The 21,561-nt window shown below is 42.5% G+C and carries 17 protein-coding genes and 1 tRNA gene; 8 read left to right on the forward strand and 10 right to left on the reverse strand.

The features are described 5' to 3' along the window. Positions 1 to 26: 26 nt before the first annotated feature. The 3 genes from KIV41_RS12225 to KIV41_RS12235 all read right to left on the reverse strand — a co-directional run bounded on the left by KIV41_RS12225 (position 27) and on the right by KIV41_RS12235 (position 3,879). On the reverse strand, positions 27 to 965 hold the full coding sequence (locus KIV41_RS12225) for a hypothetical protein (RefSeq protein ID WP_285336547.1): 939 nt from the start codon (positions 963 to 965) through the stop codon (positions 27 to 29). 156 nt (positions 966 to 1,121) lie between these two features. Next, complete coding sequence (locus KIV41_RS12230; RefSeq protein ID WP_285336550.1) at positions 1,122 to 2,618, reverse strand: hypothetical protein; 1,497 nt, start codon at positions 2,616 to 2,618, stop codon at positions 1,122 to 1,124. 169 nt (positions 2,619 to 2,787) lie between these two features. Next, positions 2,788 to 3,879 (reverse strand): tyrosine-type recombinase/integrase, encoded by a 1,092-nt coding sequence (locus KIV41_RS12235; protein WP_285336552.1) that lies wholly within the window; start codon positions 3,877 to 3,879, stop codon positions 2,788 to 2,790. A gap of 390 nt (positions 3,880 to 4,269) precedes the next feature. Here KIV41_RS12235 and abiEi point away from each other — a divergent pair, with 390 nt between their 5' ends. The 4 genes from abiEi (at position 4,270) to KIV41_RS12255 (ending at position 7,805) form a co-directional block, all read left to right on the forward strand. Next, positions 4,270 to 4,794 (forward strand): type IV toxin-antitoxin system AbiEi family antitoxin, encoded by a 525-nt coding sequence (gene abiEi / locus KIV41_RS12240; RefSeq protein WP_053050667.1) that lies wholly within the window; start codon positions 4,270 to 4,272, stop codon positions 4,792 to 4,794. Between the two features lie 80 nt (positions 4,795 to 4,874). Beyond that, positions 4,875 to 5,990, forward strand: a complete 1,116-nt coding sequence (locus KIV41_RS12245; protein WP_053050668.1) for a DUF262 domain-containing protein — start codon at positions 4,875 to 4,877, stop codon at positions 5,988 to 5,990. Beyond that, positions 5,983 to 7,035, forward strand: a complete 1,053-nt coding sequence (locus KIV41_RS12250; protein WP_053050669.1) for an AAA family ATPase — start codon at positions 5,983 to 5,985, stop codon at positions 7,033 to 7,035. The genes KIV41_RS12245 and KIV41_RS12250 overlap by 8 nt, the downstream gene beginning before the upstream one ends. A 2-nt stretch (positions 7,036 to 7,037) precedes the next feature. Further along, a complete protein-coding gene (locus KIV41_RS12255) occupies positions 7,038 to 7,805 on the forward strand; it encodes a hypothetical protein (RefSeq protein WP_053050670.1) in 768 nt (255 codons plus the stop codon). A gap of 320 nt (positions 7,806 to 8,125) precedes the next feature. Here the strand turns inward: KIV41_RS12255 and KIV41_RS12260 are convergent, their stop codons facing one another. Both KIV41_RS12260 and KIV41_RS12265 read right to left on the reverse strand, forming a co-directional pair. After that, positions 8,126 to 9,424: a tyrosine-type recombinase/integrase gene (locus KIV41_RS12260; RefSeq protein ID WP_285336553.1), complete on the reverse strand. Its 1,299-nt coding sequence runs from the start codon at positions 9,422 to 9,424 to the stop codon at positions 8,126 to 8,128. A gap of 79 nt (positions 9,425 to 9,503) precedes the next feature. Then, positions 9,504 to 9,594: transfer RNA gene (locus KIV41_RS12265), tRNA-Ser, on the reverse strand. Between the two features lie 329 nt (positions 9,595 to 9,923). Here KIV41_RS12265 and KIV41_RS12270 point away from each other — a divergent pair. Continuing rightward, entirely contained in the window at positions 9,924 to 10,604 is a 681-nt protein-coding gene (locus tag KIV41_RS12270) for a MaoC family dehydratase (protein ID WP_010451478.1), read from the forward strand. A 50-nt stretch (positions 10,605 to 10,654) separates the two neighbouring features. Here the strand turns inward: KIV41_RS12270 and KIV41_RS12275 are convergent, their stop codons facing one another. Next, positions 10,655 to 11,482 carry a phosphate ABC transporter substrate-binding protein gene (locus tag KIV41_RS12275; RefSeq protein WP_010451480.1) on the reverse strand — a complete coding sequence of 276 codons (828 nt, stop codon included), beginning with the start codon at positions 11,480 to 11,482 and terminating at the stop codon, positions 10,655 to 10,657. Positions 11,483 to 11,638: 156 nt separating this feature from the next. Here KIV41_RS12275 and KIV41_RS12280 point away from each other — a divergent pair, with 156 nt between their 5' ends. Further along, positions 11,639 to 11,995, forward strand: coding sequence for a DUF3024 domain-containing protein (locus KIV41_RS12280; protein WP_010451483.1), 357 nt, complete (start codon positions 11,639 to 11,641; stop codon positions 11,993 to 11,995). On the opposite strand, the gene KIV41_RS12285 is transcribed toward KIV41_RS12280, so the two are convergent. Both KIV41_RS12285 and rnb read right to left on the reverse strand, forming a co-directional pair. Next, positions 11,996 to 12,793, reverse strand: a complete 798-nt coding sequence (locus KIV41_RS12285) for a helix-turn-helix transcriptional regulator (RefSeq protein ID WP_252042982.1) — start codon at positions 12,791 to 12,793, stop codon at positions 11,996 to 11,998. It lies immediately after the preceding gene. Between the two features lie 67 nt (positions 12,794 to 12,860). Further along, the gene (gene rnb, locus KIV41_RS12290; protein ID WP_045386823.1) at positions 12,861 to 14,864 is read right to left on the reverse strand and encodes an exoribonuclease II; all 2,004 of its coding nucleotides are present in this window, start codon (positions 14,862 to 14,864) and stop codon (positions 12,861 to 12,863) included. A gap of 379 nt (positions 14,865 to 15,243) precedes the next feature. Here rnb and KIV41_RS12295 point away from each other — a divergent pair, with 379 nt between their 5' ends. Beyond that, complete coding sequence (locus KIV41_RS12295; RefSeq protein ID WP_252042981.1) at positions 15,244 to 17,163, forward strand: DEAD/DEAH box helicase; 1,920 nt, start codon at positions 15,244 to 15,246, stop codon at positions 17,161 to 17,163. A 360-nt stretch (positions 17,164 to 17,523) separates the two neighbouring features. Beyond that, positions 17,524 to 18,717 carry an acetate/propionate family kinase gene (locus KIV41_RS12300; RefSeq protein WP_010451490.1) on the forward strand — a complete coding sequence of 398 codons (1,194 nt, stop codon included), beginning with the start codon at positions 17,524 to 17,526 and terminating at the stop codon, positions 18,715 to 18,717. Between the two features lie 79 nt (positions 18,718 to 18,796). On the opposite strand, the gene KIV41_RS12305 is transcribed toward KIV41_RS12300, so the two are convergent. Both KIV41_RS12305 and KIV41_RS12310 read right to left on the reverse strand, forming a co-directional pair. After that, entirely contained in the window at positions 18,797 to 20,953 is a 2,157-nt protein-coding gene (locus tag KIV41_RS12305; RefSeq protein WP_285336557.1) for a cytochrome c, read from the reverse strand. Next, positions 20,950 to 21,561: a cbb3-type cytochrome c oxidase subunit II gene (locus KIV41_RS12310; RefSeq protein ID WP_010451493.1), complete on the reverse strand. Its 612-nt coding sequence runs from the start codon at positions 21,559 to 21,561 to the stop codon at positions 20,950 to 20,952. The genes KIV41_RS12305 and KIV41_RS12310 overlap by 4 nt, the downstream gene beginning before the upstream one ends.

Consider the following 21,561-nt stretch of genomic DNA (forward strand, 5'->3'; position numbering starts at 1 on the left):
ATTTCCCTCAAAGTGATACTTAGAGGTTAAGCTACAACCTCATCTTGTTTCAACGGCTTTTCTAAATGACTAACTCTTTCAGACAGAACGGCAGCCAACGTTTGTGATTCTGTTAACTGCGCTGCTAGTGTATTTAGTTGCGCCAGTGATTTGCTTTCTGCCTGAACAGCACTTTCATATTTTGTCGATAAGATAGTGAGTTGCTGCCTCACGTGGTCTAAGTCAGCCTGTAGCAGGGCGTTTGCCTCGCTTTGCCTTACTGCTTCAATTCGACAGTTATCTAACTGCGTTTCAAGCACCGTGTTTTGTCTAGTAAGAGCCTGTATCTGTTCGTTTTGCAGTGATTCATTTTGTTGATAGGTTTCTAGGTCGCTCAGTAAAGAAGCATTCTCGTTCGTCATTGATTCTAACGCAGCAAGATGTTCATGACCGTGGAGTCTTGCTAGGGCTAGTTGTTCCTCCAACGCAGTACAGTCTTGTTCTAATTGCTCGTTTAATTCAACCTGAAGTCTGACACGCTCCTCTGCAACAAGGAGTTTTTCCTCAGTGCATTGCTTTTTGCCAAGCGCTTCATCTACCAGCGCTTTTGATTCAAGTAGCCGAGTACGAGTTAGATGCTCATAGTGGGTATCTGTTAACACATTGAGTTGAGTCACTAGGTTAACAAGTGAGGATGACAGTTGGCCTTCAATAAGTTTAAGCGCTTCTTGTATCTCAACAGGCAACGGTAATATTACCGTGGGTTCAGCTTGTATGGCTGGCTGTTGAGATTCAATACAAGATTTTTCCTTTATCGTTATTTGACCTTGTTCAATCAATTGTCTTAGATCTCTATCTAAAGTTTCACGTCGCCCACGTCCAATGAGTTCTCGCAGTCTCCAACCTACAGGTTCAACACCCTGTTCAATCAACTGATTTGCGGCTCTGATAACATCGTCATTCGTGTAGGATTTTGGTCTCGCCATTTTTTCACCGTTATTGTTTTTATGATTTAAGTATAGGGATTTGTTTGTTCATAAGGTTTGTTCCGAACAAGCCTTATGAACAAACAAATAAACGCGACTCATATACCCTGTAGCGTATATTCTGGTTTTATACGCTACAGAGTATATGGCGCGACATTAACGCTCGTTTGTATTCTGCTGAGAGCGCTCATGACGACCATCTCTGCTTTGAAGCGATAAGTGGCTAACTAACGCTTTAGCCTTTATTCTCAGTGGCTCAGGAAGATCCCAAAGGATATTGATGGTCTGTTCAAGAAAACGTCTTGCTTTATCTTGATACCCTAGGTCGCTCGTATGTACGGACATAAAGAAATTGTTACAGAATGCGGCTAGTTTAGAGAGCAATTCATCGTTGAATGTGCGAAGCGTCATCAAGAGCGTTTGTTTTTCAGCGCGCAATTCCTGCACCTGATTAGATAAAACGACATGTTCCTTTTCGGCTTCACGTTGCTTATCTTCCAACATCATTAACTCACCTAGCATGATGTTAAGCTTTAAGGTGTTCTCTTCTAACTTGTGCTCCGAGCATGTTACTTGGTGCTCTAACTCAACCAATTTTTCTTGCTGCTTTTTAATCATGAGATTATGAAAATTGAACTCTCGCTGAGATTTGGGCAGTTTAGCTTCTTGGTTCATTTTTTGTCGTTGCTTTGAGCGACGTTCTGTCTCAGGTGCTAATTCAGCAATCAACCCCTTTTGTTTAAAAAGATTCTGGTTAGCATAGTCAAACACCATTTTCTGAAACATCTCACCAAAGAATTTGCGTTGCTCTACAGACAAGTCTGCGTCGACAGGAAGAGCTTTATCTTTCAAACCAAGGTTTTCTATGTATTGATTAACGACGATCTTCTGGCTTCTTAATAAGTCAAATTCACTAGTGATCGTATTCTTAGCAGATAAGAAGTAATGGGTGTGCGCTCCAGTGTTCTCTTCGGCATCGCGCTCGTCATCATGTCCAATCACCATTTTGATCGGATAGTCAGGAAAGTGTTGAGTTAAAAACTTAACGGTAAAGTCTACATACTCATGCAGCGAAACTTGCTCATTGGTCACTTTCCACTGATGAGGGATCTTAAAGATTCCCTCTTGGATAAATGTACAATTAAGATTAGGTCGACTTTGTGTCTGGTTATGTGCATCAAGATAAGTCTCCAACATTTTGACTCGTTGGTTTTTCCGCGACATTTCCATCGTTTTGAATAGATCGATTTTGCTATAGGAGACATGACCTGATGAATCAAGGATCTGTTCTAGAAACTTCGCCGCAGCATCATTAACATTTTTGTATTCAGCGGTGATCGCTGTTTTCATTTTCTTACGGTACTGCCGATGACGGGTTTGTAGCTTGGTATGGTCACGGACTAATGGAGTGGGTGCGGTGGTAAAAAGTAGCTGTTCTTTGTGTTCATCACTAAGCGAGTTTAATAGTAAGGTTTCACCATTTAGCCATATCAAATTTGAGTCTGATAAATTCTCATCCCATTCAAATGGCTTAGCCGTATTTGCCTCTGTTGCGATACGTAGAGAATGCACCAGAGACCGCTCACAACGCGAGCGGTCTTTCTGATTGGAAGTGAAATTGTATCGGCGATGGAAGAATCGAATCGATTTCATGCTAGCTCCCATAGGGAGCTAGTTAGGGAGTCAAGAGGTACTCCTCTTGCCCGCAGCTTGCGTGCATCTTTTTGGAACAAAAAGTGTGACGCAAGCGCAGCGGGTTGCGTTGTCGTCACATTAACCAAATGCACGACTCTTGAGTTGTTTTCAAGCGAGAAGATACCCATCATGCATCCTCCAGCATCGCTTGTATCAACTGCATTAGTTGCGGCTTTTTAGTGAGCTTACCGAGCATATTGGAAGCCGCATCAGGCACCGCTGGTAGAGAAACAGTGCGCTTAACCTCAGGCATTCCAAATGCATCTTGCAGATGCTGAGAAGCAAGCAAGGCACAATCTGGTGCATCTTCACGAAGCCACTTTCCATAATGCATGTCGATCATGTTCGTGCCAGTGTGTCCCATCTGGCTTGAAATCCACTCTTTGCTAATACCAGCAGTTAAACACTGTGAAGCGAATGTATGCCGAAGTTGTCCTACGCCCCGATGCTTAATACCAGCAGTTTCTAAAAATGGGTTGAAAAAGGTTTTGCCAAACTGCTTGGCATTGAGAAAGGGTTGACGTGTTTTGCTGTTGATAAAAATGAATGCTATCGATTCTTTAAGGACGGTCTTATTGTCTCTCTGTAAAACATCAACCGTCTTGCGACGACGTTTACCAGTATAAGGTAACTGTCTTTTCAGAATATCGATAGCTAACGGATTCAAATCAACCGCACGTACAGAGTCTGGAGTCTTTGTAGATTTATAGTCATTCAATACTCGTGCGCGACGAACGTAAAGTACATTGCGCTGCCAATCTACATCGTCCCAAGACAAAGCGATTAACTCACCAATACGTAGCCCTGTAAGCAAATTTAATAGGGTAGCATTCTTACCTTGCTCACAAACATTATTACACTCATACATGAGTGCTACTTCAGTTTTGGTGAAAGGGTTGGGTTCTTTTTTTGCGTTCTTTAGATTTTCAATACCTGACATCGGATTGCGCTCAATGAAACCATCCAACATAGCTCGATCGAAAACTGCACGTAAAATGGTTAAGTGCCCATTGATTGTTTTATTCGAAAAACGTTTGTGCCACTTGAAGATAAGTTCACGTAGATCGCTATGCAGTACAGAGTCGATCGCACGTTTGCCGATTGCTTTTCTGATGTTGCTCGCCTTACTTGCTTCAGAGCGCTGTGTTGAAGGAGAAACACTGAATCGCCTTTCAGTTAGGTAAGAATCTAGATAATCATTGATTGTTTTTATTTTCATAATTCACTCATTTCGCAGCCCAAATGCTGCGTTTCGAATGGAAATTACGATGAAGATGAAAACACGTCAAACACCTAAGTTGATGAAAATTAACATATAAATCATGACTAGTAATCGTGAGTTATGTATAACAGAACAAAAAACGAATGAAATTTCCCCTAATTTATCAACCGAGTTCATTTTAGATTTTTTGGCTCATTGGTGGGTAATCTGAACGGAAAAAAGAATTTTTGAGAGTTTTACGTTTTGGAATCTTGATCACACTTGCGTACAGTGAAAACTGCCGTGAAATCAGAAAAATGACGGAAAGCCAAAACTTTACAGAGAGAGTGCTGAATTACTTTAGTGGACAGTTATACTAACTATATAAGATATTAATGATGACTTGGAATGAAACAGAGCGAAGCAATCAAAAGATTACATGAGTGGGATGTAAAGGGACGGTATGTCTATCAGTATCGTGACCTAAGAAAAGTGTTCCATGAAGACGCAGAGAGAGCATTCAATGAAAGTCTTAAACGCCTAGTAAAGAATGGAATATTAGAGCGCGCCGCTCGTGGTGTTTATGTATATTCCTTTTCTAATAAGCGAAAAAGCGAACAAACCCTAGAGTTGATTGCTAAAACGCTACGACGCGGTGAATACAACTACATCAGCTTAGAGTCTGCTTTGTCCGAGTACGGCATCATTTCGCAAATTCCAATTGATCGGCTAACCATCATGACGACGGGTCGTAAAGGTGAGTACAAAACCAGTTATGGCGTGATTGAGTTTACTCATACGAAGCGCTCAGTAACGGACATCCTAGACAATATTCATTCTGTTGGTAGGCCACTTAGAATGGCTTCAAAGCAAGCAGCGGTAAGAGATCTTAAACGTGTTTGCAGGAATGTTCATTTGTCGAATGTTCAATGACTTGTTAATCGTACAACGCATGACGAAAGGTGAGAAGTGTGAGATAATTTCGAAGTTTGTACCACGTATATAGGTGAAAGATGTCTAGATTCGAATCGATGTCAGGCCAAGATAGTATTGATGAGTTAGAAATTGCAGATGCCATCGAGAGTTGCGACTCTTCTTATACTATGTCACCCACTTCAACGATACGTATTGCGAAAGAGCAATATAGCGTGTTCGAGTTTATTAGACAGATTCAAAGAAGAAGAGTGGATATCTCACCTGATTTCCAACGCTTTAACGCTTGGACTCTATTGCAAAAGTCTGAGCTGATAGAATCAATACTAATGGGGATTCCTATCCCAATGTTGTACTTGTTTGAAAACGAGTTTGGACAAAGACAAGTAATTGATGGAAAACAGCGCCTAACGGCTATGCGTAGCTTTGTCGAAAGTGAATTTCGCCTATCTGGCTTGAGAATGCTTTCTCAGTACAATGGCTTCGGCTTTCATGATCTCCCGCCTATTTTCCAAGCAAAAATAGAAGACTGTCAGATCCAGACATATATAGTTCAACCTCCTACACCTGAAGTTGTAAAATTCTATATATTTGACCGTATTAACAGAGGCGGAACGCAGCTAAATCAACAAGAAATGCGTCATGCCCTACATCAAGGTTATGCTAGTGAGTTACTTATAAATATAGCGAGTGAACCTGAATTCGCGTTTTTTGGAATGACTGACTCTCACCGAATGCGTAGAGAGTATATGGCGCTGAGACATTTGACATTTTATTTATGCGCCAATGGCTATATGAATATACCCAATGACATTTACGATGTGAATGAGCTGCTTTCATTAACAATGAAATATTTAAATGGATGCAATCAGGATTTCATAAACTACTTAAGATATCAAACTAAAAAAGTATTTCGTGATATCCATATCGTATTAGGTGAAAAAGCTTTCATACATGAAGAATATAAAAATACCATTTTAATTTCGATCTTTGAGGTTTTCTCTTTTGTTTTTACCTCTCCTGAACTATTGGAAAAAATCAACTCTCATAGAGATGCAATTTTAAATATTTTAAATGTTTATAAGGCTAACATTGCATCAAACAGAGATTATTATGGTGATTACAACCAAACAATCACACTTTGGCATCGGATTGAAGTCGCGCGAAAGATAATTGAGGATATAAAACTTGCTTAGTAATATCAATATAAAAGGCTTTAAAAGTATAAATGAAGAGTCTATTAATCTAAAACCTTACACGATCATTACAGGGTTAAACTCTTCGGGCAAATCAACTGTAATACAAGCAATTTTATTGGCAGTCAAGCACTCCAATAACGCCAATAAATATGCATTGGATCCTATAACTCAATATTTAGAAGATTACACCTCCGTTCGTAATAAATATATTAACGCAAAGGAAATCTCTATTTCATTATCTAAGAATGAGAAAGTTAGTGATATCAAAATAACTAGTGAAGGGCTTGAATCTTTGGGAGGCATTGATTTGTCCTTTGATGTACTAGGTGAAAGTAAAGAACCAGAGTTGTTGTACTTGAGTGCAAATAGGCAAGGACCAGAAGAGCTAGCCCTAATTAGCTCTACTAACAAGATTGGCTCTTCTGGTCAGTACATATTAGGTTATTTTAATAAACTTAAAGACACCCCTTTGATGGATGAGTTCTGTAAATATAGAGAATCAAAGACTCTAAGTTATCAAGTAAGTCAGTGGCTAAGCTTCATTACAGAAACAAAAACAGAGTTGACGACCGAACCCCAATCGTCTTCACAAGTGAAGGTCACTTTTAACGATGCTAAGCTTGGAGAAGTTTCACCTCTAAATTTAGGCGCAGGTATGAGCTATGTTGCTAAGGTGATTATATTATGCTTGATTGCTAAGAAAGGTGATGTTGTAGTAATCGAAAACCCTGAGATACATTTGCACCCTAAAGCACAATCATTACTTAGTAGCTTGTTTGTTTTTGTAGCAAATAATGGTGTTCAAATTATAGTGGAAACACACTGTGAACATCTGATAAATAAAACGCGCCATCAAATTTATAAGAAAAACATTGGAAGTGATAATGTAATTATCCATTATAAAAAAGATGTAGATTCATCATTTATTTCGCTAAAACTAAACAGTAATGGTCACTACATCGAACAAAACGGAAATAAAACAAGTTTTCCTAGTGGTTTCTTTGATAGCACGCTTAACGAACTAATTGAAATTGGAGGTTAGTTTTGGGTAAAGTTGCGCTTGATGATGAACTATTCATTGAATACTTTCGTTTTAAAAATGGTAAGACTACTGACCATTCCCTCGTTTGTAACCTACTTTCGCATTTGAAGTTGCCTTTTGTGCAATCTTCTTGTCAGGCTTTTAGGTGTCATCAAGCACTTAAAGGACTAGAGGGTGATGAAGGGCAAATTATATCTCCCGCGTTACTTTCAGCTTTCTTAAGTGGCGGTATTCAAACTAAAACAATTGAAGAGTTGGGTAAAATGTCAAGATATCATCTTGTCTTAACAGCTGATGATAATAGAAACTCCTACCCTTATTTGAATATTAACGAAAGAAATATTGAACTTAATTACTCAAAAACATGCCTGAAAGGTGAGCCTAGAGATGAAATAACGAATCACTTAGAATCTCTATGCACAGACGCTACCAAAATTACCATTTGTGATAACTATTTTTTCGCTCAGGCGTGGGGGGACGGTGGCATTACTACTGAAAAATTTTTTGATGAGATCCTCCCTAAGAAAGACCTTGTTATTGAGTTTGTTAGTAAGAGTAAATCCGTTAAAAAACACAAACCTTTAGTTAGAGCTAAACAAACTAGTTGGAATGTAACTCAATACAATGGCGCATGTTACTCTACTCAAAACCATGACCGTTACTTGATAATAGAAAAACCAAATCAAAAGATTGAGGTTATGCTATCTAGTGGTTTCATTTACCTTTGGAAGCCAGAAAAAGAGATAACCTGTATTTTTAGAGAGATTTAAGCATGTTAAGGTAAGTATATAAAAATGCTTACCTTTTTCGCTGTTATTCAAATGATTACAAACCCAAAAGAAAATCTATACTGCAATAAGTGATGGAAATACTTAAATATAATTTTCACGAACAATAGGGACACCCATCACCTTCTCTACCTATTTAGTATTGCTCTTATGCTCTAAATTCGTGGGGTAACTTTAATCGCGACTATAATTAATGTGACCTCATCAAAAAACGACAAATTGATGACCAACAATATAGTTCCATTATGAAAATTTAGTCAACCAAAGTCTGTCCGCAATGTTTTGCTTGCAGTATTATTAACTTATAGTTTATGAAAACGTACATTTTCTATCACTGATGCCAATGTCCGAACAGGATATTTTTTGCCATAGCGCCCAAATGTCATACTTGAATGAGTATGACCGACTAGCTGTGCAACCATCGATTCTTCAACACCAGCCTGTTTCAACTCATCAATGAATGTATGTCTAAAGCTATAAGCGGTAGGGCGAGCTTTGGCTGGCATACCGATTTCTGTTTGTAAGCGTCCGAACTGCTGACAATAGCGTTTTGACCAGTCTTCCCACTTACCGTCAGGTTTATAGCTAAAAAGCTGAATACATCGCGCTGATTTACGCTTAGCCACGTAGTCAAGAAAACCACTATCAATTAGATTGCTATGGATAGGTACATACCGAACACTGCTCGCTGTCTTCACATGTTGATTTTCACCATCCTCAGACACTACAAAGCACTGATAACCATCTTTCGTCCTAACATCAGCTACTCGTAACTGACAAGCTTCAGCAGGCCTTAAGCCATGGTAAAGCATGATGTTAGTGACCCACTTGAACTCTTCTGGTTTTGACTGATATTCAGAAGACTTAAAGAGCTTGGTTAAGTCCTTAATTGACCAACGTTCACGTTCTTCATCTTGAGTTCTCTTCTTCATTTGTTCTTGAACAGCAATTTCTTGAAATGGATTTTCCAAGATGTAATTCATTTGCTTACACCATTTGAAGAACTGACGGCAGGATGCTAGGTAATCTTTATTGGTTTTGTAGCTTCGTCCTTCTTTATACAAACGATCACGAAAACGTACAGCATCGGCACTTGTTATTTTGGATACACAATCAATTGCCAAAGGATTCAGGAAATGAGCAGTACGTTGATTTAATTGCTCGATTGTAAGTGGACGCACCTTGGCATGTTGCTTAGAAGCTATAAATTCTTCTAGCGCATTTTTAGGCGCGATGATGATCTTGGGTTTTATAGCTAATGGTTCAACAGCGTTCACAGCCGTAGGATAGGAAAGCGAACTTGCCGTTCGCACTTGCCGAATAGGTAGACGCACCGTATCACGCAATGGAAATCCATCTCGTACATGATTGACGACTTCATCTACCTTTAGGCGAAAAGAAACAGCATCATTTTCCTGGAAAGCTTCATCTATAAGCTTTTTTAGTGGAGGAACGAGGATGAAATTACGTTCTACAGCTTCATCACGTCGCTTAGTAAGTAGCGAAATTTTCAGGTCAAAAGGAAAGCCATTATCTCTGAGGGATTTAGGCAAACAGATGCGAGTGTAGTAGGTCGAGTTTGGGGCACGAAAAAGGTACATTGTCTCAGTCAATCCTAAGTGGTGACTTAATGCAGTGCCAAAAACGCGAAAAGCCCCTGATAAATCAGGGGCTTGAATGTGGCGGAGAGATAGGGATTTGAACCCTAGATACGCTATTAACGTATGCCGGTTTTCAAGACCGGTGCTTTCAACCACTCAGCCATCTCTCCGTTGCGGGGCACATAATATGTTGTGGCATAGAACTTGTAAAGCATTGATTAGCGGCAAATGAACTGTTTGCCTGTTTTGTAATCAGTGGTTACTGTGCTGTTGCGCATGAAAGGTGAAAGAAAGAGAGCGGAAATCGCTAGATAGTAGAGCAATGACTTTAATGATGACTTGTATAATAAAATAGTGTTTTATTGATAAGTTTATGAAATTAAAGGATAAGTAGGCTTTGAGTATACATGTGTTCGCCCGAAAGTATTTGCAACAGAATGTGAACTAATTCAAAATTAACTGGTATAGCCAGTTGTGCTGAGTTTCTCTAAGGGTATTTATGAAGGTCACGAATCTATTTAAAGACAAAGTTGGTGCGATTTCTGCTCATCAATCAGAGTTTATGAATTGGATGTCTCCAACGCTGCGCGATTATTGGAGTGACTTCTTAGGTAGGGCACAAAACAGTTTTCTCTTTTCCAAAGTGCGCGATCATCAGCAACCAGCAGTAAATGAGGAAGTTATCCCTCAACCTGAACCGATCGTACTTAAGCCAGAAGCCCAAGTTCTATTCGACGAGCTTAGCGAAAAAATTGGCGAAGTGATCCATGTTGGTGATTGGGTTCACGTATCTCAAGAGCGTATTAACCAATTTGGTTCGGTAACAGAAGACATGCAATGGATTCATACTGATCCAGAGCGTGCCGCGACCGAGTCCCCATTTAAGACAACGATCGCTCACGGATTTCTAACGCTAGCGTTGCTGCCTAAGTTGACTGATTCTGTTGACCCAGAAAAGCCAATGTTTCCAACAGCGAAACTGGTTGTGAACCTTGGTTTGAATCAAGTTCGTTTTCCATATCCAGTCAAAGCAGGCAATAACGTACGCGCATCAAGCAAACTAACGAAGATCACTCCAATTAAGAAAGGTCTTGAGATTGAGCGTGAGATAAAAGTAGAAATTGAAGGGATACGTCGCCCAGGTGCGGTTGTTGTATCCGTAATTCAATTGCACTTCTAAGCAAAGAATTGATAAAAAAGAGAGCTAAAATTAGCTCTCTTTTTTTGTTTTTACTGGCTGAAACTCTTAACCGGTGTGTAGCCATAATCGGCAATGGCTTTTTGTCCTGTTTCAGACTTTAAGAATGAAACGAACTCTTTTCCTGCTTTATCTAATCCATCAACTTTGTACAAGATTAAGAAAGGGCGCGCCAACTTGTACTTATGACTTGCGATATTTTTTGCTGACGGTGTAGTTCCTTCAAACTGAATAGCTTTTACCGACTGATCGACAGAGCCTACTGAGATAAAACCAATGGCATGGGGGTTGTGGTTCACGATGGTTTTTACCATGCTATTGCTGTTGACCACTAAGTTGTTTGGGCTGATATCTGAGACAAGACGGTCGTTCACGACTTTAGTTAGGCCAAGTAAGCTTTCGAAGCTATAACGAGAACCTGAAGAGGCTTCACGTGTTACCACAGCGATCGGCTGATCATTGCCGCCCACTTGTTGCCAGTTATTTATTTTTCCTTTGTAGATATCAAAAAGTTGCTGTTCTGAAAGGTTATCTAAAGAGTTGGTACGGTTAACAACAACGGCTAATCCATCATAGGCGATGGGAATGACGTTTAAGTCTTCTCCTTTTTCTCTTTGGGTGAGGTATCGCGAACTCATGCCTATTTCAACTACACCTTTATTTACCATAGTGATCCCGGCGGTAGAGCCAATGCCCTGTACAGCTATGTAGTTATCTGGGTGGACTTTATTGTATTCCTCTGCAATGACATCCATAACACGGGCAACAGACGTTGAGCCAGAGATATTGATTTCCTTCGCGATTGCCAAAGGAGCAGACAGAGCCATGGCTAAAATACTTGCCATAGTTAAACGTAACATATTGAACTCCAAAAATAGTATACAGCAGCGCATATGATATTTCGTTCAGGTTACACTTTTGTGAACGGGAAATACGATTGCCAAATAGTTCTGGTTTACACTGCTCTTAGTTGGTAGGTTCAACCTATACTGATGTTAGGTTCTAGGAGTATCTTTATGTCCGTTTCTCGATTGGCTATGAGTCGACTTAATAAAGCGATTCAAACATTTTGTTCTAAGCGAAATGCTAGCTTACCTGTTGAGTTAGGAAAAAGTTTGTATGAGCCAATTGATAATGGTGTAGAGCTATACCATGCGCACTACTTGCTTGATTCTCAGCATAGTGAATACACATCTTCCATTGCGCGGATACTCTTTCATGAAGACACGCAAACATGGCTGTTTTTTGTTCCTAGCGAAGGGGAAAAAGAAGGTAGCGAGTGGGTGCCTTATTCAAGCTTGCCACGCTGTAAAGAGCTTGAGGATCTTATTGCGGAGTTAGAGTCCGATCCTCAAGCATGTTTTTGGCAATAATTATCGAGTGATTTGGTTTCGGAAATCTTTCGGTGTCATGTTGTACACAGATTTGAACGCTGTACTAAAATGAGCCGCACTTTTGAAACCAGAATCGAACGCAATTTGCGTGATTGATTTTTGCGATACTCTTAGCTGAGTAGCAGCATAGTTAATACGCTTTACCTTTAGTATATGTGAGAAAGACATGTCATCAGCTGCTAAGCGTCGCTTCAATGTCGCGATAGACATGCCTAATTCAGCGGACACTATCTCAAGTGTGATATCTTTCTCGATGTTTTTCTCAATATAGTCGATGATTTTTTGTGAATCACTCAGATGACCTGCGTTGTTAATAATACTAAGAAGGTTAGGTTGAACCTCGGCCATCATTGCAATTAACGCCAACGCTAGGTGGCATTGAGCTAATTCATTCTTCTGTTTAGAAACTAAGCTCACTAATAGGTCTTTTGCTACCGCGATGTCGCCGTACTGATTTGAATCAAACGGGTAGAACTGCCTTGTAGAGGCTGTTGAGGCCGCTCCTTCAAGTTGGTGAAGGCTAGACAACAATTCGCTATCAAAGACTAGGGCGGTTGCTTGAAAGCCATTCTCACCAGCTTGTGACTCAGCAGTAAGTAAGTCTTCTGAGTTATAAAGAGCGAAGTCCCCAGCTTTCCATTCCATTTCTTGCCCATCGGGCTGGTGGACGAGCAGTGAACCCTCTTCAACAATGTACAAGCCATTATGCGGAGTTGTGTATCGTTCACTTTTTCTAGCAGTAAAATGATTAAAACGTAGTATCTGTATATTCGGCATAGGCTCTTATGTCTTTTACAAAAACAAAAAAGGCGCTCATTTGAGCGCCTTTTTTAACGAACAGCTGTTATTCGCTTACTGTCTCTTTGGCATCAGTTGCCGGAGCGTCAGCAAATACTTGTGTTGGTTTAGCGACCAAACTGCGATTCTCTTGATTCACATCAGTTAGAATAACTTCTAATGTATCACCCAGTTTGTATACCACTTCTTTATCGATCGAAACAGTACCGTTGTCGCCATTGCACTCAATTCTTTCTTTATTATCAAGAATCAAGCTACCAGGAATAAAGGCTGCTGCGCCATTTTCGAGAAGTCGGACACGTGCTCCCGCACGATTAATGTCAAAAATCTCACCTGTGAAACACGTTTGCTTGTTTGGCTCGTCTGCAAGAGTACGTGCGTATAGCCAATCAGAGACATTTCGTTCAGCGATTTTATGATGCTTACGATGCAATGCTAGCTCTTCGCCAACTTCATCATCTGGTGTTTGGATCGGTTCTTTGTTTAGAATCACGGCTTTTAGCATGCGATGGTTGATCATATCGCCGTACTTACGAATTGGTGATGTCCAAGTCGCGTAGATGTCCAATCCCATTGCGTAGTGAGGCAGTGGTTGGTTACCCACTTCGCTGTAAGTTTGGAATTTACGAATGCGATTATCTAGGTACGAGCTTTCTTGAACACCCAACCAGCGGCGTAGCGCAGCAAAACCTTCTAATGTGGCGATAGATTCCGCTGTGAACTCAAGCGTGCCTTCAGGGTTTACCATTTGAACGACGTCTTCGATCTTTTCTGCTTTCAAACCTGCGTGCGTGTTGAAGACGCCCGTTTCAAACTTGTCACGAAGTGTACGGCCAGCACAGATGTTTGCGGTGATCATAGACTCTTCAACTAGGCGGTTTGCACTGCGACGCATGTCAGCGTGGATTGCTACAACGTCGTTGTCTTCGCTTAGTTCGAAGCGGTAGTCTGGACGATCTGGGAATACAACTGCGTTCTTTTCACGCCAATCTGCACGAGCAAGTGAGAAGTCATACAGGTCACGAACGATAGTTGCGATCTCTTCTGATGGCTGCCATTTGTCTGAGCTGCCGTTTTCTAACCAATCAGAGACGTGGTCGTATGCAAGACGAGCGTGAGATTTGATGTTTGCAGCGAAGAAGTTGATGTCATCACCAATTACGCCATCTTTGCTTACTGTAACTGTACAGCAGATAGCAGGGCGGATTTCACCTTCGATTAGAGAACATAAGTTGTCCGCTAGATCACGAGGCAGCATTGGGATGTTGCGACCTGGAAGGTAGATGGTGTAGCCACGCTCACGGGCGACTTTATCCATATCATCTTCAGGTGTGATGTACGCGGTTGGATCCGCGATTGCGATAGTCAGTTCGAAATCACCAGATTCTGTTTTTTTCGCGTACAGTGCATCGTCCATATCTTTGGTTGATTCACCATCGATAGTTACGAAAGGAACGTGAGTCATGTCGACGCGTTCTAGATCTGCGTCGTCTTTCAGTTCCCAGTTTTCGATGCCTGCTGGCTCAGAGTTTGGTAGATCGTTTTGAGCAAGCGTTACCCACCAAGGAGCAATCTTGTCGTTTGAATCAGTAATCTTCTCAGAAATTTCTACGAAGAAAGTGTTATCGCCTTTAAGAGGGTGGCGAATAAGATGTGCGACAACCCAGTCACCTTCTGCGAATTCGTCAGGCTTTAGACCTTTCTTTAACTTCGCTTTAAGAGAGAGCTTTTTAAGCTGTGGGTGATCAGGTGCAACGTTTAGCTTGCCTTTGAACATTTTTACTCGGCCAATAAAGCGAGTTACGGCTTGTTCTAGCAGCTCTTGTGGTTCTGCAACTTCACGTTCGTTTTCCGTGCGGATGATGGCAACCACTTTGTCGCCGTGCATGCACTTCTTCATGTACGCTGGTGGGATGAAGAAGCTGGTTTTGCTATCCACTTCCAGGAAGCCAAAGCCTTTATCAGTTGCTTTGACTGAGCCTTCTTTTTTAGGCAGATTTTCTTGGATTTGCTGCTTAAGCTGAGCTAATAGTGGGTTATCTTGAAACATCTTTTTTTAACTTACCAATGGAGTTGGGCACACTATAATCATTGCGCGCTATTATTACTACTGAAAGCGCGCAAATTCGCCCCTGTTTATTGACTGTTTTGTTGAATATTCATCATCGACAGCCCTTAAAAATAGGGGATAGGTGGAAATTTACGCGAATAATACCATTAGTGAGAATAAATTGTGATGTAATTCAATTTTTTCTGGCTTTTTTTATGCATTTAAGGAATAATCCGCCTCCCTTAGTCGTCCCTAATGGCTTATCGCGGTTGTGTACTGTACTAATTCCCTTTCTGAATGGATTTAGTAACTGGATGAATCAGTATCGAATTGGAAGAGCATATGGGACTGTTTTTTTGTTTAATTAAGTAGGATCCCAATGCAAGATTCTGTTATTCAATTCAGCGATTTATCTCTGAATGATTCTATCCTTTCTGCTCTAGACGGAATGGGTTTCGTGTCACCAACTCCAATTCAGGCTGCGGCAATCCCACACCTATTGGAAGGTGCTGACGCGCTGGGTAAAGCACAGACGGGTACAGGTAAAACGGCAGCATTCTCTCTGCCTCTTCTAAACAAACTAGATCTAAACCAACGTAAACCACAAGCAATCGTTCTTGCTCCAACTCGTGAGCTAGCGATTCAGGTTGCGGCTGAAATGAAGAACCTTGGTAAAAACATCAAGGGTCTTAAAGTTCTAGAAATCTACGGTGGTGCATCTATCGTAGATCAAATGCGTGCTCTTAAAAACGGTGCACACGTTGTTGTTGGTACTCCTGGCCGTGTTCAAGACCTTATCAACCGTGAACGTCTACATCTAGACGAAGTTAATACTTTCGTACTTGATGAAGCGGACGAAATGCTAAACATGGGTTTCGTGGACGACGTAACTGCGATCATGGAGCACGCTCCTGAATCAGCTCAACGCGTTCTATTCTCTGCAACTATGCCACCAATGCTGAAAAACATTGTTGAGCGCTTCCTACGTGATCCTGTAACTGTTGACGTTGCTGGTAAAAACCACACTGTAGACAAAGTTCAACAACAGTTCTGGGTAGTGAAGGGTGTAGAGAAAGATGAAGCTATGTCTCGTCTTCTTGAAACTGAAGAAACTGACGCGTCAATCGTATTCGTACGTACTCGTCAAGACACTGAGCGTCTAGCTGATTGGCTATCTGCACGTGGCTTTAAAGCTGCAGCACTGCACGGTGATATTCCTCAGTCTCTACGTGAGCGTACTGTTGATCACATCAAACAAGGTGTTATCGACATCCTAGTTGCAACTGACGTTGTTGCTCGTGGCCTAGACGTTCCACGTATTACTCACGTATTTAACTACGACATCCCATTCGATGTTGAGTCTTACATCCACCGCATCGGTCGTACTGGCCGTGCAGGACGTAAAGGTAAAGCGATCCTTCTAGTTCGTACTAACCAAATCCGTATGCTTCGTACTATCGAGCGTGTAACTAAGTCATCTATGGAAGAAATCCAACTTCCTCTACGTGACCAAGTTGCAGAAGCTCGTCTAAGCAAGCTAGCGGCTGAACTGGAAGCTGAAAAAGAGCACAAAGCACTAGACAAGTTCGCTGAGCTTGTTGAGAAGCTACAAACGTCTCTAGAAATTGAACCTGCGATGCTTGCAGCAATGCTTCTTAAGCGTCAGCAAGGTAAACGTCCTCTATTCTACATTGGCGAAGACCCAATGGTAGAAGCGATTGAACGTGACAAGCAACGTCGTAAAGAGCGTCGTGATGGCGGTCGTAACTTCAACAACCAAGACTGGGATACTTACCAACTTCAAGTTGGTCGCGAGCAAGGTGTTCAAGTTAAAGACATCGTTGGCGCTCTAGCAAACGAACTAGGTCTAGGTAAAGGTTCTATCGGTGCGATCAAGCTAGCGCAAGGTCACACATTCGTACAGCTACCTAAAGCAATGACTTCAGACGCTGCGAACAAGCTAAGCAAGCTACGTATCCGTCAACAAGATGTTGGTGCTGTAGTATGTGACTTCGATGACTTCCGTGAGTCTCGTGGTGGTCGCCGTGACGGTGGTCGTCGCGATGGCGGTCGTCGTGATGGCGGTGGTTACCGTGGTAACCGCGATGGCAACCGTGAAGGTGGTCGTCGTGAAGGCGGTCGTCGCGAAGGTGGCTTCCGTGGTAACCGTGACGGCAACCGCGATGGTAATCGTGAAGGTGGCGAACGTCGTTTCGATCGTAACCGTGGTGGTGATCACCGTGGTGCACACCGTGGTGAACGTGGTCACGGCCGTGGCCGTCGTACGCAAGACGCATAATATCTGCATACTATTGCATTAAAAAATAGTTGAACTTGAAAGCCGAGCACTTAGCTCGGCTTTTTTGTCTCTGCTTATCTATCTCACCCATTCAAAAAAATTCGTAATATTTTTGCTTTATTCTTCATTTATTGACGTTTTTAAGTGTCTGATTCCACTTTAGTTGAGTGAGGCAATATATTTCACGGCTAAAATAAATTTTAAAATTGCGTTAGATCAACAAAAATCACGCAAACGAACAACTAACTCTAAAAGATAGTTGAAAGATTAAAAAATTATTGAATAATAGGTCTTACAAACAAGAAGTACACAGCGCAACTGCGCAATTACAACCTTTGCTCCACAACAGGAAACTATTTCATGTCTAATTCGTTTGTACTGGTGATCAACTCTGGTAGCTCATCACTAAAATTTGCGGTAATCGACTCTCAATCTGGCGATGCTGTATTGAGTGGTTTGGGCGAGTGCTTTGGTCTTTCAGACGCTCGTATGAGCTGGAAATTCAACGGTGAGAAATTTGAGTACGCTATTCAGGGCGATGAGAATCACCATCAACTTGCAGTAGCAAAGTTAGTTGAGTTAGTAAAAGAGTACAAATTAATTGAAGATGTTGTTGCTGTTGGCCACCGAGTGGTTCACGGCGGTGAGAAGTTTACTAAAACAGTCCGTTTAGATGAGTCTGTTATTGCAGACGTAGAAGCGCTAAGTGATTTAGCTCCTCTACATAACCTTGCTCATGCGATTGGTATGCGTGCTTCAATGGCGGCATTCCCTGAGCTACCTCAGTTTGCTGTATTTGATACTGCTTTCCACCAAACAATGCCTGCAAAAGCTTACACTGGTGCAATCGCGAAAGAACTTTACACAGACTTCGGTATTCGTCGTTACGGTTTCCACGGTACGAGCCACTACTTCGTAAGCCGTGAAGCTGCGAAGATGATCAACAAGCCAGTTGAAGAGTCTAGCTTCATCTCTGTTCACTTAGGTAACGGTGCTTCTGTTTGTGCAATTAACAACGGCGAATCTGTTGATACGTCTATGGGCTTCACGCCACTGTCTGGTCTAATGATGGGTACACGTTGTGGTGACCTTGACCCAGGCATCATTGAGTACCTACTTAAGAAAGGTTGGTCTCAAGAGAAAGTATTCAACTCACTGAACAAAGCTTCTGGCTTCTTAGGCGTGTCTGGCCTAACAAGCGATGCTCGCGGTATTTTGGAAGCGATGGAAGAGGGTCACGAAGGTGCAACTCTAGCATTCCAAGTATTCACTTACCGTGTGTCTAAATACATCGCGTCTTACCTTGCTGCTTTAGATTCATTCGACGGCATCATCTTCACAGGCGGCATCGGCGAAAACTCAATGCCAATCCGTAGTGAAATCCTGAAGAACCTAAAACTGCTAGGTTTTGTTGAAGATGTGAAAGGTAACGAAGATGCTCGATTTGGTAACGCAGGTGTTGTTGCTACATCTGAGTTGCTAGGTGCGAAAGCACTAGTTATTCCTACCAACGAAGAGTGGGTAATCGCTCAACAGTCGGTAGAACTGCTGTAAAACGGCAAAATTTTGGGAACTAAGTTAAAGCCCTTTCCGGTTGGAAAGGGCTTTTTTTGTGGTTGGATTCTACAAGCTATTACCGAATATTGATGTTATTATCACGCCTGTCATACATGTCTGGCGTGGTATGAAGCCCTCCAGCGTACCCTGCCGCTTCCAGTGTTTCTCTCACTTCTCGAACATCCTCAGCGGTAACCTCTTGTTGTTGGTCTCCGAGGTGTTTACGTACAAAGGTAATTAGCTCGGCTAAACTGGCGTCAGAGAGGATATCCTCAAAACTCGCCATCGGCATAAAGTTGCGCTCTGGGTCGATGTAGGTGGGTTGTAAGCCACGCACTGTTACAGCAATGGTGTTGAATGGGTCGCTGTGCATGATAATGCCATTGTTTAGCAATGTTGGTGCAATTGGGTTACGTCCTTTACCATCGTTGCCGTGACAAGCGCCACAAGTCTGTTTATAGACGGTGTAGATTGGAGCTTGATAGGCGGCGTCATCGAATCCTTTAGGCTCTAGTGGTACAGCGTCGGCGGCAATAAAATTGTTCACATCGCCACTGAGCAAGTAGTAGGACATGGATTCAATGTCTTCACGCGTCATTAAACTCAAGCTGTTCTTCACGACATCCGCCATCCCGGCAAACGCGGTGCCTTTGTCTGAATGGCCAGTGTGTAAGAAGTCGGTCAACGTCTTTTCATCCCAACCACCAACGTACAACTCTGTTGAGGTAATATCAGGCGCATTCCAGCCGTCTATCAAGTTACCTTGGAAGATGCGCTCAGGAATTAGGGCTTGAGCAATGTTACGCGGCGTGTGGCATTCTGAGCAGTGTCCTAAGCCTGCTACCCAATATTTGCCTTTCTGCCACTTCTCAACATCTTCCACGTGCCCTTCAAGTTCTTGCGGCAAGCTGTAGTCAATTGGGTCAGTATCCATAAAGACGATATTCCAACCAAGCAAACCAAGACGGATGTTAGACGGGAACATCATATGGTTTTCATCGTTACGACGAGCCACCGCGGGGATAGATTGCATGAACTCCCACAAATCCGTCATATCTTGTTCCGTGAGGTATTGATAAGACGTGTAGGGCATAGCAGGATACAGGTAACCATGTTTACCTTTCCCTTTCACAAGCGCATCTCGGAAGTCATCATAATCATACTCACCGATACCTGCACTAGCATGGGGCGTGATGTTAGTGGAGTAGATGGTGCCAAATGGGGTAACGAATGGCAGACCGCCGGCAAAAGGTTCGCCGCCTTCTGCACTATGACAAGCCACACAGTCCCCGGCATGGGCTAGGTACTCACCGCGTTTAACCGACTCAGCATTCAGCGCTGCGAGTTTCTGCTCTTGCTCTTCACCCGCTTTACGGATGTAAGCACCAAGCGCGAGGATTTCGTGCTCAGAAAGTTGGTTTTCAAACGCAGGCATTAAGTTGTTTAAACCGTAATTGATGGTGTGTTGAATCTCCTCGATACTCCCGCCGTGTAGCCAGACACTGTCTGATAGATCAGGCACCCCCGTTTGTTGATTTGCTATCGAGCCGTCACCATGACATGACGAGCAATATTCGACGAACAAACTCTTACCTAATTCAACTTTCACTTCTGGCACGTCACTGTGGCGCTGATTAAGGGATGCAAGGTAATAGGCGACTTTGTCGACTTCGTCTTTCCTCATGACCTCTACCCAGCCTGGCATGGCACCGTTACGACCTTTGGCGATGGAGTGAATCAAAGCATCGTCATCGCCACCATACATCCATTCCTTATCGATCAGGTTAGGGAAGTGCTTTTGGCCCTGGGCGTTGTCTCGATGACAAGCGGCACAATGGGTTTGGAACAGCATGCGACCAGTACGGACGATATCGTCGTTTTGTGCCAATGCGTCGAGCGACGAGTCCGTAACTTGGCTAAATTGTTCATCAAGCGTCGTTGACGGTGCGCTGAGTTTATCGTCACTTTGATCGTAATTCGCCAAACCTTTCCATTCGCCTAAACCCGGATATAACACTAGGTATCCTGCTGACAACAGAAAGGCGACTGCGTAACTGGCAAACAGTAACTTGGGTGGTGGTGCGTCTTTTTCGTCAATGCCATCAAAGGAGGCAATGGTGTGTTCTTGGTCTGCTTTATGGTTGCTACGCCAATATTTGACGATGACAGATACCATTAATATGAAGAAGACAATTGTGGCGGCAATTGCCCACCAGTTCCAGAATGTGCTCATTGTGCCACCTCCTGTGCTGTGTCTTGACCAAGGCTTTGAAGATAACGAATCAGAGCTTCCGCTTTGGTTTTACCGCGTATTTGTAATCTCGCGTCTGAGATCTCTTGGTCGGTGTAGGGCACGCCCAACGTACGCAGCGTTTCCATCTTGTTACCAATGGCGTTGCCAGACAAAGTCTGCTCAAACAACCAAGGATAAGCTGGCATGATGGATGTCGGAACGACTTGGCGTGGGTCGATAAGATGCAACACATGCCATTGGTCCGAATACTTACGCCCAAGATTGGTCAGATCTGGCCCGGTACGTTTGGAACCCCACAAGTTAGGGAACTCGTAAATATCATCGGACTCTTGGTTCGCGCGTCCGTTACGTTTGATTTCGGGTTCTAGCGGGCGAACCATCTGCGTGTGGCACACATGGCAACCTTCGCTGATGTAGATATCGCGACCAGCAAGCTCCAACGCAGTTAACGGCTTCGCTAAACTGCCTTTGGCGATGTCGTCAGTACGCAGGATGTTAGGCACCACCCAAACTGCAAGAGAGAAGGAAGCCACAACAACAGTGGTGATGATCAAGATGATCACTGAATGCGTAAAGTCTTTGCTCAT

The organism is Vibrio sp. D401a (assembly GCF_030248515.1).
GTDB classification, from domain to species: Bacteria; Pseudomonadota; Gammaproteobacteria; order Enterobacterales; family Vibrionaceae; genus Vibrio; species Vibrio rotiferianus.

Bases quoted from the DNA above. Each gene is read 5' to 3' on its own strand.
- KIV41_RS12280 (WP_010451483.1), top strand. From the start codon at position 11,639: ATGTCCGTTTCTCGATTGGCTATGAGTCGACTTAATAAAGCGATTCAA.
- KIV41_RS12285 (WP_252042982.1), bottom strand. From the start codon at position 12,793: ATGCCGAATATACAGATACTACGTTTTAATCATTTTACTGCTAGAAAA.
- KIV41_RS12225 (WP_285336547.1), bottom strand. From the start codon at position 965: ATGGCGAGACCAAAATCCTACACGAATGACGATGTTATCAGAGCCGCA.
- KIV41_RS12260 (WP_285336553.1), bottom strand. From the start codon at position 9,424: ATGTACCTTTTTCGTGCCCCAAACTCGACCTACTACACTCGCATCTGT.
- abiEi (WP_053050667.1), top strand. From the start codon at position 4,270: ATGAAACAGAGCGAAGCAATCAAAAGATTACATGAGTGGGATGTAAAG.
- KIV41_RS12300 (WP_010451490.1), top strand. From the start codon at position 17,524: ATGTCTAATTCGTTTGTACTGGTGATCAACTCTGGTAGCTCATCACTA.
- KIV41_RS12295 (WP_252042981.1), top strand. From the start codon at position 15,244: ATGCAAGATTCTGTTATTCAATTCAGCGATTTATCTCTGAATGATTCT.
- KIV41_RS12270 (WP_010451478.1), top strand. From the start codon at position 9,924: ATGAAGGTCACGAATCTATTTAAAGACAAAGTTGGTGCGATTTCTGCT.
- KIV41_RS12230 (WP_285336550.1), bottom strand. From the start codon at position 2,618: ATGAAATCGATTCGATTCTTCCATCGCCGATACAATTTCACTTCCAAT.
- KIV41_RS12275 (WP_010451480.1), bottom strand. From the start codon at position 11,482: ATGTTACGTTTAACTATGGCAAGTATTTTAGCCATGGCTCTGTCTGCT.
- KIV41_RS12245 (WP_053050668.1), top strand. From the start codon at position 4,875: ATGTCTAGATTCGAATCGATGTCAGGCCAAGATAGTATTGATGAGTTA.
- KIV41_RS12305 (WP_285336557.1), bottom strand. From the start codon at position 20,953: ATGAGCACATTCTGGAACTGGTGGGCAATTGCCGCCACAATTGTCTTC.
- KIV41_RS12235 (WP_285336552.1), bottom strand. From the start codon at position 3,879: ATGAAAATAAAAACAATCAATGATTATCTAGATTCTTACCTAACTGAA.
- KIV41_RS12310 (WP_010451493.1), bottom strand. From the start codon at position 21,561: ATGAGCAAAGACTTTACGCATTCAGTGATCATCTTGATCATCACCACT.
- rnb (WP_045386823.1), bottom strand. From the start codon at position 14,864: ATGTTTCAAGATAACCCACTATTAGCTCAGCTTAAGCAGCAAATCCAA.